Origin of the sequence: Pelistega ratti (assembly GCF_009833965.1) — a bacterium.
Classification (GTDB): domain Bacteria; phylum Pseudomonadota; class Gammaproteobacteria; order Burkholderiales; family Burkholderiaceae_B; genus Taylorella; species Taylorella ratti.
In genome coordinates this window covers 730,179-748,496 of the sequence record NZ_CP047165.1, presented here as the reverse complement: position 1 = coordinate 748,496, position 18,318 = coordinate 730,179, and the positions used below count along the sequence as shown (strand labels likewise).

20 protein-coding genes and 1 pseudogene are annotated in these 18,318 nt (G+C 36.2%); 17 read left to right on the top strand and 4 right to left on the bottom strand.

All coding sequences use genetic code 11. The features are described 5' to 3' along the window. Positions 1–5 precede the first annotated feature (5 nt). From F9B76_RS03180 to F9B76_RS03105, 17 genes and pseudogenes are all read left to right on the top strand, one after another. Positions 6–362 carry a hypothetical protein gene (locus F9B76_RS03180; protein ID WP_159990804.1) on the top strand — a complete coding sequence of 119 codons (357 nt, stop codon included), beginning with the start codon at positions 6–8 and terminating at the stop codon, positions 360–362. A 10-nt stretch (positions 363–372) separates the two neighbouring features. After that, a complete protein-coding gene (locus tag F9B76_RS03175) occupies positions 373–870 on the top strand; it encodes a DUF1833 family protein (protein WP_159990802.1) in 498 nt (165 codons plus the stop codon). A gap of 2 nt (positions 871–872) precedes the next feature. Then, a complete protein-coding gene (locus tag F9B76_RS03170; protein ID WP_159990800.1) occupies positions 873–1,253 on the top strand; it encodes a hypothetical protein in 381 nt (126 codons plus the stop codon). Continuing rightward, the gene (locus tag F9B76_RS03165) at positions 1,238–7,690 is read left to right on the top strand and encodes a host specificity factor TipJ family phage tail protein (RefSeq protein WP_159990798.1); all 6,453 of its coding nucleotides are present in this window, start codon (positions 1,238–1,240) and stop codon (positions 7,688–7,690) included. The genes F9B76_RS03170 and F9B76_RS03165 overlap by 16 nt, the downstream gene beginning before the upstream one ends. A gap of 9 nt (positions 7,691–7,699) precedes the next feature. Then, a complete protein-coding gene (locus tag F9B76_RS03160) occupies positions 7,700–8,062 on the top strand; it encodes a hypothetical protein (RefSeq protein ID WP_159990796.1) in 363 nt (120 codons plus the stop codon). Beyond that, positions 8,043–8,231 (top strand): hypothetical protein, encoded by a 189-nt coding sequence (locus tag F9B76_RS03155; protein WP_159990794.1) that lies wholly within the window; start codon positions 8,043–8,045, stop codon positions 8,229–8,231. The genes F9B76_RS03160 and F9B76_RS03155 overlap by 20 nt, the downstream gene beginning before the upstream one ends. Before the next feature lie 69 nt (positions 8,232–8,300). Beyond that, positions 8,301–8,639 (top strand): hypothetical protein, encoded by a 339-nt coding sequence (locus tag F9B76_RS03150; protein WP_159990792.1) that lies wholly within the window; start codon positions 8,301–8,303, stop codon positions 8,637–8,639. A gap of 61 nt (positions 8,640–8,700) precedes the next feature. After that, positions 8,701–8,967 (top strand): phage holin family protein, encoded by a 267-nt coding sequence (locus F9B76_RS03145; protein ID WP_159990790.1) that lies wholly within the window; start codon positions 8,701–8,703, stop codon positions 8,965–8,967. Beyond that, positions 8,964–9,485, top strand: coding sequence for a lysozyme (locus F9B76_RS03140; protein WP_159990788.1), 522 nt, complete (start codon positions 8,964–8,966; stop codon positions 9,483–9,485). Before F9B76_RS03145 ends, F9B76_RS03140 begins: the two co-directional genes overlap by 4 nt. A 620-nt stretch (positions 9,486–10,105) precedes the next feature. Next, positions 10,106–10,240, top strand: coding sequence for a hypothetical protein (locus tag F9B76_RS10435; RefSeq protein WP_279268000.1), 135 nt, complete (start codon positions 10,106–10,108; stop codon positions 10,238–10,240). 136 nt (positions 10,241–10,376) lie between these two features. Further along, complete coding sequence (locus F9B76_RS03135) at positions 10,377–10,736, top strand: lysis system i-spanin subunit Rz (protein WP_159990786.1); 360 nt, start codon at positions 10,377–10,379, stop codon at positions 10,734–10,736. Positions 10,737–10,877: 141 nt separating this feature from the next. Next, on the top strand, positions 10,878–11,039 hold the full coding sequence (locus F9B76_RS03130; RefSeq protein WP_159990784.1) for a hypothetical protein: 162 nt from the start codon (positions 10,878–10,880) through the stop codon (positions 11,037–11,039). Between the two features lie 47 nt (positions 11,040–11,086). Continuing rightward, positions 11,087–11,530 (top strand): hypothetical protein, encoded by a 444-nt coding sequence (locus F9B76_RS03125; RefSeq protein WP_159990783.1) that lies wholly within the window; start codon positions 11,087–11,089, stop codon positions 11,528–11,530. Positions 11,531–11,577: 47 nt separating this feature from the next. Next, positions 11,578–12,048, top strand: a complete 471-nt coding sequence (locus F9B76_RS03120; protein WP_159990781.1) for a hypothetical protein — start codon at positions 11,578–11,580, stop codon at positions 12,046–12,048. A gap of 198 nt (positions 12,049–12,246) precedes the next feature. Next, positions 12,247–12,630, top strand: coding sequence for an Ada metal-binding domain-containing protein (locus tag F9B76_RS03115; RefSeq protein ID WP_159990779.1), 384 nt, complete (start codon positions 12,247–12,249; stop codon positions 12,628–12,630). 21 nt (positions 12,631–12,651) lie between these two features. Then, positions 12,652–13,305: pseudogene (locus tag F9B76_RS03110) on the top strand (IS1595 family transposase). A gap of 25 nt (positions 13,306–13,330) precedes the next feature. Continuing rightward, a complete protein-coding gene (locus tag F9B76_RS03105; protein WP_201289342.1) occupies positions 13,331–13,621 on the top strand; it encodes a helix-turn-helix domain-containing protein in 291 nt (96 codons plus the stop codon). Between the two features lie 58 nt (positions 13,622–13,679). Here the strand turns inward: F9B76_RS03105 and F9B76_RS03100 are convergent, their stop codons facing one another. The 4 genes from F9B76_RS03100 to F9B76_RS03085 all read right to left on the bottom strand — a co-directional run bounded on the left by F9B76_RS03100 (position 13,680) and on the right by F9B76_RS03085 (position 18,159). Next, complete coding sequence (locus F9B76_RS03100; RefSeq protein WP_159990777.1) at positions 13,680–16,946, bottom strand: Eco57I restriction-modification methylase domain-containing protein; 3,267 nt, start codon at positions 16,944–16,946, stop codon at positions 13,680–13,682. 200 nt (positions 16,947–17,146) lie between these two features. Continuing rightward, positions 17,147–17,404, bottom strand: a complete 258-nt coding sequence (locus F9B76_RS03095) for a hypothetical protein (RefSeq protein ID WP_159990776.1) — start codon at positions 17,402–17,404, stop codon at positions 17,147–17,149. A gap of 31 nt (positions 17,405–17,435) precedes the next feature. Then, a complete protein-coding gene (locus tag F9B76_RS10430) occupies positions 17,436–17,570 on the bottom strand; it encodes a hypothetical protein (RefSeq protein WP_279267999.1) in 135 nt (44 codons plus the stop codon). Between the two features lie 79 nt (positions 17,571–17,649). Beyond that, a complete protein-coding gene (locus F9B76_RS03085) occupies positions 17,650–18,159 on the bottom strand; it encodes an LAPAL motif-containing putative phage structural protein (protein ID WP_480285506.1) in 510 nt (169 codons plus the stop codon). Positions 18,160–18,318: the final 159 nt, after the last annotated feature.

The following is an 18,318-nucleotide window of genomic DNA, read 5'->3' as shown; positions in this document are numbered from 1 at the left end:
ATTATATGGAAAAGTTTCCAAGCTATGCCAAGTTTTTAAGAGAGGGATATGCAGAAGAGCTGGACTATAACATTCAGCAATCTGATATGGATAGTGGATTGAAAAAGCAGCGTCCGGGAAGAAGTGTTCCCTTAAAAACATATAAAGGATCTATTCTTCTAAAGGGACTTAAAAACAAGCAACTCTTTGAGCAATGGCTTAAATCTATTGGTAATGGGACGCAGTATTTTAGCTATCACGATCCTATGTCATTAGTGACTAAGACATGCCGATTTATTAATCCTAAATGGGAGTTTAGTTTAAAACTAAGGGAAAAGCAGATTTGGGAGGTTAGCTGTGAAATGGAAACGATAGATGTATAGGAGAGTATAGATGAGTAATACATACACCAATAACCTTGTAACGGTAAATGCCCCAGAACGCTTATTAACCTTATTAGAAATCTATCACCCTCAAATGCAAGAGCGAATCTATGTTAATGATGATGTGGTTGATGTAGAGGTATTTGGTAAGCGGTGGTTAGGGTTTCCGTTTGAGTTTACGCTACCCAATGATGAGGATCAAGTTGTCAGTGCCGGAACAATTAGCATTAATAACATTGGAGGCGTATTGCTTGACGGTGGAGACGGTAGAGAATTAACCCTAAGTGAATGGATAAATGAGGCTGATGGTGGTCGGGGGGTGCGTATTAGGCTGATGCAGACGTTACTATCAGACCCACACCCGGAAGTCGATATTGATTTTGAATTATCAGGTATTTCAGTGGATAGGAATAAAATTTCAGGGCAAATCAAAGTAGGAACTAACTCTTTACACGCTCATGCGGTAGGTGTCTTTTTTACCCCTCAAACCGCACCGGGGATATTTTAATCATGCAATGGTATGAAAAATATATTGGTGAAACCTATAGCGAAGAGAATGACTGTATGGCATTGGCTATACGAGTGGGGGCGGAGTTTGGTTATCTTATCCAAAAGCCTAGCTATAACGCCAATGTCTATGCACAAGCAAGAGCCTTACAGCTATACAAAGATGATTTAGCGGTCAAGACAGACAAAAAGCAGGACGGAAACCCCGTCCTTTTTTTATGCCGTAAACGCTTTTTTCACATAGGTGTTTATGTGCGAATCGATAGTGAAGATTGGATATTACATGCCGACCAAAGAAGTGGTTTTGTGATTTTAACAAGACTTAGAGAGATGGCACAGTATGGATATGAATTAGAGGGTTTTTATCAATGGAAACAAATGTAAAACCAATAGTAGTAAGTAACCCACACCCCTTAATTGGTGATGGTCGCCTTTATTATTACGAAAAGTTTAAAACGGGTGAAACATTAGGACAGTATGTTGAACGTGTCGGTATTGAAGTACCTAAAGGTTCTATTGTTGTACTGATTAATGGTGCTTTAGCCATGCACGATTGGCGACAATATATCTTACAAGAGGGTGATGATATTGTTTTCCGTTCGTCTGCTTTAGGCGGTGGCGGAGGAGGTAAGGTCTTACGCCTTGTTGCTACGGTTGCTTTGGTGGTCGCTTCTGCCGGGTTTGGTGGTGCACTAGGTGTGGCAATGGGCTTAACTGGTAATATGGCGGCGGCAGTTGGTGGTGCTTTAATTATGATGGGTGGAACTATACTGCTTAATGCTTTGTTCCCTCCACCTAAGCCACAAATGCCAGCGATGAAAGACAAAGAGCAAAGCCCTACATACGGCATTAATGCAGGTAGAAATCAGGCTAATCCCTATGGTCCTATGTTATTGGTATTTGGTCGCCATAAGGTTGTACCGTTCTTGGCAAGTAAGCCTTACACCTCATTTTCGGGTGATGATCAGTATCTGAGTCAAGCCTTTCATTTTGGCTTACAAACCGATTTAAACCTTGAGACTATCCGCATTGGTGATACGGATATTAATAACTATCAAGAAGTAGAAATTAACCGCTCTTTACATGATGGTAAGTTGTCGCTAGTATCGGGCAATGTTGATGTCTTAGATGGTTTTGAGCTTAAACATGATATGGGTTGGGTAGAGCGAACAACCCCTCGTGATACAACCTTTATTTCGGCTGATTTGGCAGGTAATCTGTACGATATTAACGACAAAGGTGATGAAGTTAATATGACCCTACAAGTAGAAGCCCAATATCGTAAGGTAGGGGAAACGAATTGGCGACCTTTAGGTGGTCATAATGGGGTAGGGGCTGAAAGGTATTGGTCGCTTGGTCGTTATACGACACAAGAGAGAAAAGATGGAAGAACAACAGTCCCGGTTTGGCAACAAGTCCGTTATGGTTCAACTCGTCCTGATGAACATAAGGCAGGTGATAAAGAGCGTATTTGCCACAAAGAACTAAGCGTAACACGTTATGGGTATCAGGAAGAAGTAGAGGTTTGTGAAGAATATACATGGCGTTATATTCCCTATTCGTCCAATAGAAGAGGAGGATTTAAGCGTGGTGCTTTATTATGGCAAGGTTCAGCCCCTGACCCTTATGGTGGTTATGAGGGGTCAGGGATTACCGCTATTCAGGGTAAAAGCTCACAAAAACCGACACGACACACCATTGAAACAGCGGTAGAACGTGGGCAGTATGAAATCCGCTTTAGAAAACTTTCTAAAGATATTGCGACCACACGCAAAAGCAATAAAGCGAATATTGCTCAAATACGTTGCACACAGGTTGATGAAGCGGACTATACAGGACAATTACGTCTTGCGGTACGGATTAAAGCGACCAGCCAATTAAACGGTCAAATTGATGTCTTAAATGCGATTGCCTCGGCTAAATGCCCTGTCTGGAATGGTAGTGCATGGGAGGAAAAAGAAACCTCTAATCCTGCATGGTGGTTTTTATGGTGGGCAAGAGGTAAACGGGATATTAACTATCGCCGTCTTTATGGGGAATGTTTACCTGATAATCGTATTGATATTGAAGCGATTAAGGCATGGGCGGAGTTTTGCGAGCGTAAAAACCTCACTTTTAACTGGGTACTTGACCGTAAGATGAATGTAGAAGAAGTTTACTATACCATTGCACGAGCAGGACGCGCCTCTACCACATGGCAAACAGGCAAGCGTGGGGTGATTTGGGATAGTGATAAATTACCCGTTACAACGCTATTAACCCCGGCTAATATTATTGCCGGCTCATTTAGCTATAAAGTGATTAATACCGATGTGGCGGATGAAATCATTGTTAATTTCTTTGATAAAGAAAAGAACTGGGAAAAGTCTGTTGTTCGTCAAACTGTGCCGGGTGTACAGCAAACGAATAACCCGATTACGCTAGATTTAGAGGGGTGTACAGATGAAAATCAAGCCGGTAGAGAAGCGAATCTTTTAGCCGCCAGTCAGCACTATCACCGCAAACAATACGCCTTTGAAATGGATATTGAGGGGGCGGTATTAACCCGAGGTGATGTGGCACAACTGACACATGATTTAACCAGTTATTCTGCCGGGGGTCGCCTAATAGCTGTTGATACCACTACAGGTGTCATTACCATTGATAGTGAAGTGGCAGAGAAAAAAGGGGCTTGGCTATCTTTACGCAATCCTTATAACCAGATTTATACGGTTAAAGTCAATGCAAAAGGCAATCAATTAACGGTAGTAGGCGGTTGGACGTTTGGTGAAGTCGGGCAAGCGGAGGACTGGTTATGGCAATATGATCCTGTAAAAACCCCCGGTATTAAATTACAGATTAAATCGGTTGTGCCTCAATCAAACGGTAATGTCAGATTTGAAGCGATTGAATATATCCCTGATTATTTCAAGGCGGAAAATAATCTTTATCAAGCCGTGCCTAGAAAAGACGCAAAGGATTTACCGGCAATACAAGTATTTGATGCCTATACAACTGAACGTGTGATAGATGAAAAAAACGGTACAACACAAGTAACGCTTACTTGGGTGATGAGTGAAGAAGCCAATGCTGATGTAGTGATATATAACACAGAGACAGGAGCGGTATTAGTCAATCAACGTGTGCATGGTTATAGTACAACCGTTGAAGCCAGAGAGGGGGACGTATTAGGGGTAGAAATCCGCCCCTTTGCGCATAACCGCATGAGTCGTACCTATACGCAAGAATTTGTGGTAGTCGGTACGGCGGTTGCTATTCCTAACCCAACAGGTTTAGCGATTATGGGTGGGTTTAATCAATCAACGGTTCGTATCAAATGGGAGCGTGTTGTTCAGGCAACAGGCTATGAGGTACAGGTACTTTCTAACGGTACAATACGCCGCACCGTTAAAATCGGTGATACCTTAACCTATAGCTATAGTAATGCCGATATGCGTCAAGATGGTGGTCTAGTGCGTAGCCTTACCTTTAAAGTACGGGCATTAGGTAAAGGACAATCTAAATCAGAGTGGGTAGAAGTAACCGGCACAAACCCCCAAATAGGGGCATTACAAGGGATTGAAATTACCCCTAATGTAAAAGCCATTACCTTAACGTGCCATAAGCCCAATGAAGAAGATTTTGCAGGCTTTTTGTATTGGATTAGTGATAAAGCTGACTTTGTACCAGCACTGGATAATGTCTATTTAGATACGGTTTCTAATATGGTGTTTTTCCAGCAAATTAATAATAAAGAACTGGAAATTAAAGACTACTATATCTGGTGTGCCGGATATGATACGTTCGGGAAAGATAGCTTAAATATGAGTGGGTCGTTTATTACTCGCCCGTTACAATTAAAAATTAGCGGTGAGATGATAGAAAAAGCAACCTTAGATGCATCAGCATTTAAAAAGGACTTTACGCTACCACGCGCTAATATGGATAAAACCATGTTAGATGATATAAGTACATTATCTAACCGTATTACGCAAGAAACTAAAAATAGAACACAAGCTATTCAGGCTGAAACACATAATCGTACAAAAGCATTGCAGCAGGAGGCACAAACCAGAGGGAACGCTATTACGCAATTACAAAATACGGATAAACAGCAAGCCCAACAAATCACGACCTTAACCGCCAAAGCAGATAAGGCATTATCCGCTATAGAGACGGAAAAAGTTGCTAGGGTGAATGAAACGAAAGCCGAAGCCGCCAAACGTGATGCCTTAGTAACCCGAATCGGGACGGTAGAGGGAAATATAGCGACTATGCAACGCAGCATTACCACTCAAGGTCAAAGTTTAAATGAGGTTAGCCAGAATCTTAATTCAAAAATAAATAATTTAAATATCGGGGGTAGAAATTTTTTACGAGCCACCCATCAGCTAACCAATACTGATTTTTGGAAGTTTGGTAAACATGGCGATCAAGTTCAAGGGGAAATGGAAAGAACCGATACTGTTCTTACATTGAAATCGATTACGCCTGATAAGTGGGCGTTCTATTATCAACGTTCAACTGATAATACATTACTGGAAGAATTGCTAGTAGAGGGACAAGAGATTACGCTTTCTTTTGAGGTAAAAGCCAGTTCAATATCAGGCAGTTTTATCAGGGCTTTTGTACGTCAATTTTATACAGAAAATGGCGTAAATCGGTCATCTAATCCTATTTATCGTTATTTTAAACATACAAAAGCGAATAAGTGGGAAAAGTTATCATTAACAGGGGTTGTTCCTGCATTAAAGGCAGGGCATAGATTGTGGAATATCATCATTGAAATTAGAAGTAATACCCCTGAACAATTTGAATTTAAAAATATTAAACTTGAAAAAGGTAATCGTGCGACAGACTGGACACCGGCACCGGAAGATGTTGATAGTAATGTAACGAAAGTTGCTGCTGATTTAACGGCTTATCAAAAAACACAAGCGGGCAAAGATTTAGCACAGGCTCAACAGTTTAATAATCTGATGACACGGGTGGGTGTTGTTGAGGGTAATATTACCGTCATACAGCGTACTATCACGACTCAGGGGCAAAGCCTAAATGAAGTAAATCAAAACCTTAACGCAAGAATTGATAATTTAAGTGTGGGTGGGCGTAACTTAATCCAGAATAGTGAATTTACCGATTATTATCGTTGGGGAAAATCAACGATTACTTTTTCAACAGAGAAAGAGCGTAGAGCCATAAAAATTACCTCAACACAAGATACAGTTCATTCCGGTATTGCTTCACATGCGAAGTTTAGTAAAAGTCACTTTGAACAAGGTAAGCAATACACACTGTCATTTTATGCTAGGGGTAATATAACGCTATTGAATTATTGCTATTTAATGCGTTTAGATGGTAGTAATCAATTGCTTACACCGATTACCGTATCAGGTGATGAAACAAACTTTAGATTATATAAACTTACCTTTACGGCACACTTTACGACTGAACAAGGCTATATTCTTTTTGGGTTTAGAAATAGAGCGATAGGACAATGGGTTGAGTTTCATAGTTTAAAACTAGAATCTGGCACAATTGCGACAGACTGGACACCGGCACCGGAAGATGTTGAAGGAGATATTGCAAAAGTATTAGCAGACTTAGATAACTATAGAACGACACAGGCTAATGTGACAAAAGCACAAGCGACCGCAATTGATAAGCTAACAAGTAGAGTAGGGAGTACAGAAGCTAACTATAGTGCGTTAAGTAAAACGGTTAGTACCACAAATAAAGCACTAGGTGAGCGTATTGACACTATGCAAACTACTGTAGGCAATAATACTGCACAAGTAAAACAGCTAAGTAGTACGATAACAACGCTTGATAAAGCATTAAGTGAACGCATTGATAGCTTGACCTCTTCTGTTGGTAATAACTCCACTCAAGTCAGACAAGTGAGTAATACCGTTGCAACGCTTGATGGAAAGGTAAAAGCCACTCATTCTATCCAGACACAAGCGATTGCCAATGGTAAAACAGCGATTGCCGGTATTAAATTAGGGGTAGAGAGCAGTGGTAAAGCAGTAGAGTCCTCTGTTATTGTATTAGCCGATAGATTTACGATTGCTAAAGATGTCAAAGACAGTAGCCCTAAGCCTGTCTTTATTGTGGCAAATAATAAAGTAGGGATTAATGGGGATTTATTTGTAGATGGGAGTATTCATGGTAATAAATTAGCGGTTAATACGGTTAATGGGGATAGGATTGTGGCTAATACCCTTCATGGCAATAGAATAGTTGCTAATAGTCTGAATGGCGACCGTATTATTACCAATACGTTACATGGTAATAGAGTGGTTGCTAACAGTATTACGGCTGATAAATTAGCGGCTAAGACGATTACGGCTCAATCTGGTGTACTTGCTGATGCTGCTATTACCGAAGCACATATTCAAAATTTATCCGTTGATACGATTAAGATTAAAGATGGGGCTATTTCTAGACATCTGAGTTATTTTGGTCTATCAGATAGTCAAACGCTTAATTTCCATGTACCACATCAAAGTAAGATTATTATTTTTATTGAAAAAGGACCAATTAGTATAAATAGTTATGCGGGTAACGGATATGGCTCGAAATTAGTTGTATCGGTAGATGGAGTAAACAGAATAACAAGACAATATGGTTGGCAAAGCTCTGGCGGTGGTAGGAATGAATACGGTATTCCTCAATTATATATAAATAGTAGAGGTCAAATAAATGCTTGTTTTACTATTGATATTCCAGTAGGTAGTCATGCAATTAAAATAGAAATAGAAAACCGTCACGGAAGGACGGAGTTAAAAAATATGCCAATTTCAGATTTATCTATTGTTATTTTTGGCACAATGAAATAAGGATAATTTATGGCAAAGCTAATTAATTATGATAACGAAACAGGACGAATTATCAGTATATTAGATGGTGATTTAGGGTCTGTTTGGTTAAATCGAGGGGAGCATTTTTTGCTTGGGGTTAATGCGGATATGTCTATCCATTACGTTAAGAATGGGATAGTAACAGAAAGACCATCACAACAAACGGTACTAAAAAATGCCACCTTACAAAATTTACCAGTCCCATGTGAAATTACTATTAACGGTAAAATTTATGAATGTACAGATGATAAAGCGGAATTAGAGTTTAATCAACTAGGTACTTATGAAATTACCGTATCTGCTTTTCCTTATTTAGATTGGAGTATTACTTATGAAAATCAAGCACAATGAACCGTATGAACCATTACGATCATCTGATTATCCTGAAATTGGTCATCAACTTGATGCAATTTATAAAGGGTTTAAATCCTTACAGGGACAAGGAATTGAACTTCCTAAGGAAACAAAAGAGTGGTTAGTTCAAATTGAAGAAATCAAACGAAAGTACCCTAAACAGTAATTTTTAACCCCGACAATAGTCGGTTTTTTTACGCCCTCATTTTGAGGGCTTTTTTTATGGAGTCTTAATATGATGATTATTGAAAAACAAGTGCTTAGTACACCTTACTATGTACCGCTATCTGCTCATAAGATTAAAGCCTATACGGTACAAGTAGATGATGATGTAGTAACAGTTACGGTGGCATCTTACTTTAATAAAGAGGCATTATCTCATGCAGAAGCACAAGCATTAGCGACTTATTCCGTAGTGCTAAAAGGTAAGCCTACAGGTGATACGCTAGCATGGATTGCGGAACAGCTTATTGCAACAGACGCGGAACGAGTAGAAAACGAGTATAACTATCAAGCTGGTTATGAATTAGCCGATCGCTTTATGTTTGCTGGTGGTAAGGTTATTACGCAGTAATTGGTAGTGTGTGAGTAAAGACGGGTATTGAATATCCGTCTTTTTTATTAAGAGGTTGTTGATGAATTTTTTAAATAGAATCCCTGATACGGTAGGGATTACGGTATCTACTAATACGACCATTTATTCAGGTTTAACGGGGATATTTTCAAGTATCACTAATTGGAACTGGACTTCTATTATTGCGAGTACAGTGGCAATTTTGGGGTTGGCGATGAATGTGTATTTTCAACGGCGAAGAGATAAGCGAGAGCGAATGGAGAGTCAAGCACGGATTGATGAGTTAAAGGCGAGAACAATGGCATATCAACGAGGAGAAAAGGTATGAAGAAAAAGAGTATTGTTGCGTTATTAACAACAGGGGCGATTGCGACAGCAACGCCTTTTTTTATGGATTTTTTAGCCCGATGGGAAGGGCGTGAATATGTGGTGTATGCCGATAAGCTAGCTGGGGGGCTGCCAACGGTATGCAAGGGGATTACGAAGTGGACAAGTCCTTATCCTGTTGTGGTCGGGGAGCGTTGGTCAAAAGAAAAGTGTGATGCAGTAGAAAAGCAAGTGACGGTAGAAACACAACAGAAATTAGCGATGTGTATTCGTAACCAAGGGATTACGCAACATGTGTTTGATGCGTTGAGTAGTCATGCACATAATGTAGGGGTGAATGCTACCTGCCAGAGTCGTGCGGTGCGATTGATTAATGCAGGTAAGATTAAGGCAGGTTGTGATGCATTGGCTCATGGTGCTGATGGTAAGCCTGTGTGGAGCTATGCCAATGGTCGGTTTGTACAAGGGTTATATAACAGGCGTTTGGCAGAACGGGAGCTGTGTCTTAATGGATTATAGGAAAAGGTACTTTTTCTTATTGCTCTAATTTATTATTCATTCATCAAAAGTAAACCCTAGTTATTACGAGTAACTAGGGTTTGTGGTTGAACAACAAAAATTTAACATTTATTAGGTTTTCATATGAATTTTAACATAGTTTTAAAGGTAACTGAAATGCTAGATAAATATGAGCAGTCAAAGTCTTTTAGGTACTTAATTAATACATTGGTTTTTATTCTGTTTGTTTTTGTTTTAGGAACTTTTATAACAGCGATTAGATGGTGGTAGTAAAAATTAAACCCAGTTTGAGCGGCAACTCGTACTGGGTTTTTTATTAGGAAGAATTATATGTTTATGGATATTGTATTGTCTTTTTTTAAATTAATCAAGGAGCTAAGAAAAATGCTTGAATTAATGGATAAATCCAAAAAAGTAGGATACTTTTTATGGGCGGTGTTGATATGTAGTTTTATCGTGGGGTTAGTAGCCGTATTGCCTGATTTTATTCAATCTATTCGATAGTGATAAAAACCCAGCTTGAGCGAGAACTCTTGCTGGGTGATAAATATCCTCATGTAAAGGAATTCTAATTCATGAAAGAGTATAACCGATTTATGTTTAAATTGCTAGGAATGTTTATGCAAACTGAAAATATGCCATCGAAAGAAATCCGTAAAACTATCTGGACATTATGTTTTGCTACTGTTGTACCGATTGTGTTATGGTGGTTGCCTAATTTTATTATGGCAATTAAAGATTTAATAAATAATTAAGGAAAATATGATGATTATAAATAATATGAAAAATAAAGCTATTTTAGGAGGGGTTATTGTTGTCTCTGCTATTTCCGCTTGCTTGCTTTATGGTCGGTATCAGTACAATCAAGGCTATAACGCTATGAAAACAGTAATGAACAATGAAATAGCTAAACGAAATGAAGAAGCTAGAGCCTTAGAGGCTAAATGGCAATCTACTGTAAATGAACTTGATAAAAAACACTACGAGGAATTAAACCATGCACAAACTGAAATTAATCGGCTTAAACATAATATTAGCACTGGCAATAAGCGGTTGCGTGTCGCCATCAATCAAGCCAGTGTATGCACCCGCCAAAATACCCAAACCACCAGCGTGGACAATGCAAAAGCATATGCCGACATTGACAGAGGAACTGCTCAACGCCTTATCGGAATAACAGAAAGAGGAGATAAGGCTATTAGACAGTTAAATGCTTTACAGGATTATGTAGAGAGTATTCATAAAGAGTGATAATATAGTATGCATTAGGTTGCTAAACATATATTCCTTATTGCTTTATAGCTAAGTATTAACGGTAAATTTAACGGTAGAGTATCAAAAATAATATTTAAATCTTATTTAATATCAATAGGTTATTATTTGTTTTGACAATTGAGTGGGTATGATGTTGAATTTGTGGTGTTATTTAAAGATGGTTCTTATTTTGTAGGTACTATGAGAAAAGAGGATTACCAACAAATGATAAGATATATACAAGCATTTGAAACATTACAGATTTTTGGTGATTATGATGTTGTTAAGTTTGTGCATTAAGTAAAAGCCCAATGTAAAATGCTATAGGATTTTTTAGGGAGGTTGGTATGTTTAAAATCATAGATAGCAATTTCTTGTCGGGTACAAGGGGAAATGATGGTGTTTATGGTTTTTTACTACCAGAAGCACATCAATTAGATAGAGCCTTGTTCTCTTATGAAAACTGTAGTGAGATAAGATTACTTAACGGATATGTACAAACAGAGCAAGCTCCTAAATCGAATAAATTCTTATTAGGTATTCTTGGTGCTCCTGCTGGTCCTATAGGGGCTGTTTTAGGTGTATTATCAGGAATGGTTTATGATTATTTTAATCCGCCCGGGACAAAAGTAGTTGGGTATGATATTGAGTTTAGTGTACGATTTAAAGATGGGTTGTATTTTGTGGGTGTTAGTGAACAAGAGGACTACAAAACAATGGTAAAGAGTATACAAAACTTAGCCAAAGTGCAAGTTTTTGATAATTATTCTGTTGTTAAGTTTGTGCATTAAATAAAAGCCCAATGTAAAATGCTATAGGATTTTTTAGGGAGGTTGGTATGTTTGGTCGATTTAATATAATAGATACTAATTTTGCATCTGGAACGTACGGTTCAATAGAACTTGGTAGTTTTTGGCTTCCTAATGCTAAACGTACGGTAAATGATATATCTGATGCAACAACCATATATTATGACCAGTGCCAAGAGCTAAGACTTATCTCAGTTGACTCAGAGAGTGAAGAACTACCTAAAACAAATAAGCTATTATGGGGTGGAGTTGGTGCTTTGGGGGGGTCTTTAGGTGCAGCTATTGGTGTAGGTGCAGCAATGTTTACTGATCTTCTTTTTCCTCCAAAAGAGAGGGTTGTTGCTTATAAAATGCGGTTTATTGTTTTATTTAAAGATGGGCGTTATTTTATTGCTGATGATGTGGATTCTGAGGATTATTTTCGTATGATAAGAATGATGGGCGATTGTACTTCTTTGGAAGTTTATGGGCAAGGTAGATTGGTTAGAGCTATTGATTAAAACTAGATAGGGAGGGTGAGAGGTTTAACTTAAAATACTTAGCATTTGATTTTTAACTTTCCTATTTATCAAAAAATAATAAAAGCACTATTATTAGTTTTTATTTCTTTCCATTTATCATTACGTTCCGATTTTTGTAAAATAGCCCCTCTTAAAATCCTATAGACTATTTAGAAATAGAAGTAAAGGGATTATTATATGGGTACTATGCCAATTCAAATTTACCAACAAGCAAGGCTTAGCCGAGATCCAAGATTTGATGGGAAGTTTTTTATTGCTGTTAAATCCACTGGTATTTTTTGTCGGACGATATGCCCTGCAAAGTTACCATTAGAAAAGAATGTAAAGTACTTTGATACCAGAGAGGAGGCGATTGCCGAAGGGTTTCGCCCTTGTTTACGTTGTAAACCTGAATATGCCCCAAAATATCATGATATTTCTAAGCAATCTATCATCGTTAATAATATCGTATTAAAGATTCAAACAGGGGAGTTAATAACAACACCTATTATGGCAATTGCTGATCAGTATTGTACTTCACCGCGTAATCTTAATAAAATATTTGGGGCTGTATTAGATTAGCAGTTATGTTAGTCTATAAAAATGAAGATAAGTTATTGTAAATTAAGGAAATCTATACAAAGAAAATTACTTGAATTTTTTGTACTAGAAGTAACCGCTCGATCAGCAGCCGATATACTGGGTATTAATCCTAATTCAGCTGCACTCTTTTATCGTAAAATTAGAGAGATCATTAATTATTATTTAACCTTAGAAGCGGATGAAATTTTTGAAGGTGCAGTAGAACTTGATGAGAGTTATTTTGGTGGTAAACGAAAGGGGAAACGAGGGTGAGGGGCAACAGGTAAAGTAGCGGTATTTGGGATATTGAAAAGGCAAGGTAAGGTTTTTACGCTTATCGTACAGGACACGAAAAGTAAGACCTTACTACCTGTTATTAAAAGGAAAATCAAACCAGATAGCTGGGTTTATACCGATACATGTCCCAGTTATAATACCCTTGATGTGAATGGATTTCATCATCAACGGATTAATCATACTAAGCAGTTTGCTATAAGACAAAACCATATTAATGGTATAGAAAACTTCTGGAGTCAAGCAAAAAGAGTGCTTCGTAAGTATAATGGAATAGACCGAAAATACTTTGCTTTATTCTTGAAAGAATGTGAGTTTCGGTTTAACTTTGGAACACCAAAAGAGCAGTTAAAAATGCTGAGAAAATGGTGTAAAATTTAGGGCTAATCTAATACAGCCCCAAAATTTGAATATCAAAGCATTCTCGGAAATCTCTGGCATTCCTTATCGTTCCGTTCAAAATTATTTGCGTAATGAAAGAGAACCAAACGTAGAAGCCCTAATCAAGTTAAAAGAAACGATGAATATTGACATTAACTGGTTGCTTACTGGTGAAGGGAAAATGTACCGCAGCTTGCCTAATGATGAATTAGAAGCAAAAGAACAAGCTCTTATCAATCATTACCGAATGATGTCGAATGATACGCAAACTGCGTTTGATGTGTCTTTTAAAGCATTGTCTGAAATGCAAAAGTAATCATAAATTTTAAAACTTAATTTACAAGATTTGAAAGGTGGTTAAAAACCGCCTTTGTTTATAGCATCTGCAACATTTCAAGGTAAATTGAGCTTATTTCTTTTGTAATCGTTTTTATCAATTTTTCATCAAAATAATTATTATGAGCTTTTTTTGATAACTCAATTATCTTATCTTGATATTCCAATATTTTTTCATTTCCGTAAAGCGGAATCCTATACCTAGGATGTATTGGATAAGAACGACCATCTGAAGAGATTTTTACAAATTCACAGACTACATCGCTATTTATAATACCAGCAATATAATATGCCTCATCTAAAGAAATATATTCTCCATTAGGTCTTTGAGAAATTGTAACAGCGTGATTCTGAAAAACTGGAGCAACTTTTTCACCCCAAGGCATCTCTATTTCACTAACAACACAAGCCACATTTCGCGTATTATCTCTAAATGCAACGTGATAAGGGGCAAATGTGTAATCTCCAACTCTTGCCATAGAATAATATGGAATATGATTTCCATTAATTATCTTCTTACTATAATGATTTTGAGATTCAAATAGCTCCTTATGCAAAGAAAAATGCTTAAATAATAAAGGTGATTTTTCTCTTAATACATTTTCTTTTATAGCTACTCTTTTACTATATTCTGAGTCATAAGCAAATGGAACAATATATTTACTATTAATATTAAATGGAGTTATGTCAACACCACGAACAAGAGGTTTTAAGTAAATTTTCTCAATAAAAATTTGAGATTGAGGTACTTTAAACTTTGATTTTTTAACTTGAACGTTCTTTAGTGTGACGGTTGTATTTGTTTCTCTTCCTCTTTCTACATACTCGTAAAGCACTAGCTCTTGCGGATAAAACTCAATACCCTCTCTACCACGATAATCTGATAGATTAGAGCTTATTAATTTTAGATTCTCAATGGTTAAATTTGCATTATTATGAATTAGGCAAAAATTAGTTGTATCTTCACTTGTTTGTATAGCTTTTCCTTTTTCAACCGAGAAAGAAGCTTGAAAATCAAGAGATTCAACTTGGGAGTTGACACCTTTTAATTTTTGATAGTAATCAATAGGTATGCCTTTTTGATAATCTTGTGGGGTTTTCGTAAAGTAATAGGTATAAAATTTTTGTGTAACACCATCAAAAGGATTGCCAGCCTTAGACCAATCATCTATTGCTTTAAAGTAAGCTTTTCTATTATTGCTTAATAATAATTTTCTGTATCCTTCATATGTTTTCTGAACTAAAAAGGTATCAGGCATTAGTAAGCCCATTCCCCCTTTTTTATCTAACCAATTGCTAGCAACAACATTGGTGATTAAAGCTGCTATATTAAGATTTATCCCACCTGTTCGATAATCACCAGAAAATATAGTGTTTGTAACCTCTAACGACTTAATTTTTTCTCTATATTCTGATGGTAAATTTTTCCAATCTACCCATGGAGGATTTCCTACGATTGCATCAAATTTACCTAATTTTGATGTTGTCAAATAGTTTGCAATAATTCTAGCCCAAATGCCATTCCAGTTATTGCTCTCAAATCTAATAAAACTATTAGATAAATCCTCTAATTTACTACAAACGGTTGCATTTTCTTTTAATTCATAAGGTATTAATGACATTAAACGATTAAATATATTAACAGGACTTAATAATTTAATATCTAATTCAATGTCTATCATGCAGCGAGAGAATTTCTTTAAATTTTTCAATCCTACTTCTGGAAAATATACAGAAAATGATGTGTCAGCTCCGTTTTCAACAGGGATATTAGTATTTAGCGAATATTTTATAAATCTAACACCATCAATTGACACTACTTCAGGTGTGTATGCAGCATCTCCACTATAAATTGGTATTTCTATTTCTGAATCAAAACTCATAAACTGAGCTATATTTAAAAAATAGTTTACTCGAGCTGTCAATACCGCAAGAGGATTTAAATCTATACCAATAACTCTTGAAGTTATTGATTTTAGAATACTACCTTTATCGTATTTTTCTTTAGTTTCATTGATGATTTTATCAATAAGTATAGTGATAAATGTGCCTGAACCACAAGTCGGATCTAACGCTCTCCATTGATTATTATTGATACTAAGTAATGTCTTTTCAACAACATGGTTTGCTAACCAATAAGGTGTATAGTATTCCCCTAATGAATGTCTTACCGATTTTGGGATTACAGTTTGATATAAATTTTTAAAAAAATCTTTAGCTTTTAAATTAGAGCTAAAAAAATCAAATGTTGTATATTTGTTTAATTTTAAGACAATCAACTTGATTGCTGTTGAAATTTCTTCATTCCATTGCTGCTCAGAAGAGTACCAAGAGAAAAAATCCCCCTCTAGTAAGTTTTGAATTCCGTAATCACGAATAATTGAACCACTCTCTAAATCTTCCATTTTTCTCTGTAAAGATGAAGAATTTGCATTTAGTATTTCAGAGTAATTCACTAAGGCATTATCAAATTTTATTTCAGAAACAACTTTAAATGCTATTAGCTTAATAAGTATAGAATAAGCTGTTTGCAAAGAGAATAAAGCATTGTATTCACTATCTACATCATTCAATGATAAAGATAAATACTCGCTAAGAGCTTTTCGTCTCTCAATTAAATCTTTTTGTTGTGATTGATCGCTATGAGATAGTTTAAATAAACTTTTCCATTCCTTTAAAAGCATTTGACTTTTTTCAGTACTATTTAAGTAAATACTGCGATAAAGGATATTAGCCAATATTCTTATTGGCGAATTATTTTTAATTACAAAATCATTTACCAATGCTTCTGAATCAAAAGTTTTTTGATTTAAACCTAAGATTGATTTAATTAAACGCTCGTAATGTTCTAAAGTAATTTCAACAAAATCCTCATATCTTTTTTGTCCGTTGCTATCTACTGTAAAAATAGCACATTGCTGACCGTCTGTTAGTAAAGCAAAAGTTTTGTTTATACTATTTTGGTTCTCGCTATCAAGATATGATAGAGTTTGTAAGATTGCAGATTCCTTGTCTTTTTTTGAAGATAGTGTTTTGGGTTGTTTAAATTCAATTAACACATTAGATAACGCAGTATCTATTCTTCCTGAACGAACGGAAATTACACTTTTTTCTTTAATTGGACTATACTCATAACCAAGCTTTACAAAGTAGTCTTGAAATAATTGATAAAGATAATTATCAAATCTTGTTTCTATTGTTTTTTCATTAGGTGAATTTTTAGCATCACTTTTTACTAATTCAACAATGAAACTTAGTGAATTCTTAAATTCTATTGAATTAAAAATACTCTCTAAATTGTTCAATTTAAGCTCCTTAAATAAGTAATGCAAGGATAATTATAAAACTAGTGAATGAATAATTAAATAGGATTGTCATTAGTGTTATTTCTTACAACATATTTTGCGGGTTGTTTACGAATATCCGTTAATTCAAGTACCAATTTCATTCGTTTTTCTTTTAGCTGTTGTTTTTCTTCTGGTGAATAAAATTCTTTTTTCAGTTCCTAATCTAAATCTTTTAAAGCAGCTTTATACGCAGCGATAGTTGCTTCTTGCTCTGCTGTTAAGTGACGAGCTGATGACCATGAATAGATAAATGAACCACATAACGGACTTAGTGCTGAATTGAGCAATAATAATGGTTGTTTAAGATCTTCTCTTGCTAACCAATTAATAAGAAATACCGCTATAGCAGCTATTGCCGTAGAATAAGTCGCAATTGCTTGTGTGGAAGAAAAATTTTTATCTTTGTTATCGTCCATTGGCACGCTGTTCCTTTAGATTTGCATCAATTCATTCAAGTTGCTCAGCTAAGGTCTCTGGAGAGGTTAAATCTAATTCTCCATAACCGAGAAACTGATCGTTATGCCAACGACGGATTTTGACTTTTTTGATAGGGAAGAAAAATAATCTAACTTTTTGACTCAATTTTTCGCCCACGCAGATCCACATAGGAATAGATAAAACTATCCCTATGGCTAAGAATATGTTGGTAAGCAATTCAATATTAGTCATTTTCTGTTAATTTACGGTCTTTGCCGACCAAGTGTTCTGCAACTTCGGTTATTATATATGTTGTTTTGGTTTGAACACCAAAGGTTTTCATTATTTTTAGATTTACTTTCAGCCAGTCACCTTTACGGAAACTCGCTTGATCGGCATTGATTTTCGATAAGAAAGCTATATCTCGTAGTACAACAGCACGTTCTTTACCGTCATATTTCATTTTCCAACCATTTTCACCAGATGAGAAATTAATTTGAGTAATTGTCACCATTGCCCCAGATTTAATTTCCACATCAGGCTCTTGTACGATGTTCTCTGACAATTTGGTTAGCGTGTCTATTTCCTTACCACTCTCTATTAAAACTGTTACTTGTTCTTCTTTTGTTCCATCAGTGCTATCAATAATTTCATCACCCTTAATTTTAAATACAGCATTAGCTTTATCTGCCAAAGGTGCAACAGTTAAATCTTTAATTGCTCGACGGATTTCAGGGTCCTGCATAAGTACCACCGTATCTCGATTGGTTGTAATTTTTGTATTTTCTGTAAACAATTCGACTTCATCAGATTGTGTAGAATAAACTAGCGTTGTTTACATTATTTTAAGATAATAGTATGATGAATATACACAAAGGCATGGTTACTTGAGCATGAAAAGCACTTTTAATCA

Coding starts and splice junctions, on each gene's coding strand:
- F9B76_RS03180 (WP_159990804.1), top strand. CDS start 6: ATGGAAAAGTTTCCAAGCTATGCCAAGTTTTTAAGAGAGGGATATGCA.
- F9B76_RS03175 (WP_159990802.1), top strand. CDS start 373: ATGAGTAATACATACACCAATAACCTTGTAACGGTAAATGCCCCAGAA.
- F9B76_RS03170 (WP_159990800.1), top strand. CDS start 873: ATGCAATGGTATGAAAAATATATTGGTGAAACCTATAGCGAAGAGAAT.
- F9B76_RS03165 (WP_159990798.1), top strand. CDS start 1,238: ATGGAAACAAATGTAAAACCAATAGTAGTAAGTAACCCACACCCCTTA.
- F9B76_RS03160 (WP_159990796.1), top strand. CDS start 7,700: ATGGCAAAGCTAATTAATTATGATAACGAAACAGGACGAATTATCAGT.
- F9B76_RS03155 (WP_159990794.1), top strand. CDS start 8,043: ATGAAAATCAAGCACAATGAACCGTATGAACCATTACGATCATCTGAT.
- F9B76_RS03150 (WP_159990792.1), top strand. CDS start 8,301: ATGATGATTATTGAAAAACAAGTGCTTAGTACACCTTACTATGTACCG.
- F9B76_RS03145 (WP_159990790.1), top strand. CDS start 8,701: ATGAATTTTTTAAATAGAATCCCTGATACGGTAGGGATTACGGTATCT.
- F9B76_RS03140 (WP_159990788.1), top strand. CDS start 8,964: ATGAAGAAAAAGAGTATTGTTGCGTTATTAACAACAGGGGCGATTGCG.
- F9B76_RS10435 (WP_279268000.1), top strand. CDS start 10,106: ATGCAAACTGAAAATATGCCATCGAAAGAAATCCGTAAAACTATCTGG.
- F9B76_RS03135 (WP_159990786.1), top strand. CDS start 10,377: ATGAACAATGAAATAGCTAAACGAAATGAAGAAGCTAGAGCCTTAGAG.
- F9B76_RS03125 (WP_159990783.1), top strand. CDS start 11,087: ATGTTTAAAATCATAGATAGCAATTTCTTGTCGGGTACAAGGGGAAAT.
- F9B76_RS03120 (WP_159990781.1), top strand. CDS start 11,578: ATGTTTGGTCGATTTAATATAATAGATACTAATTTTGCATCTGGAACG.
- F9B76_RS03115 (WP_159990779.1), top strand. CDS start 12,247: ATGGGTACTATGCCAATTCAAATTTACCAACAAGCAAGGCTTAGCCGA.
- F9B76_RS03095 (WP_159990776.1), bottom strand. CDS start 17,404: ATGGACGATAACAAAGATAAAAATTTTTCTTCCACACAAGCAATTGCG.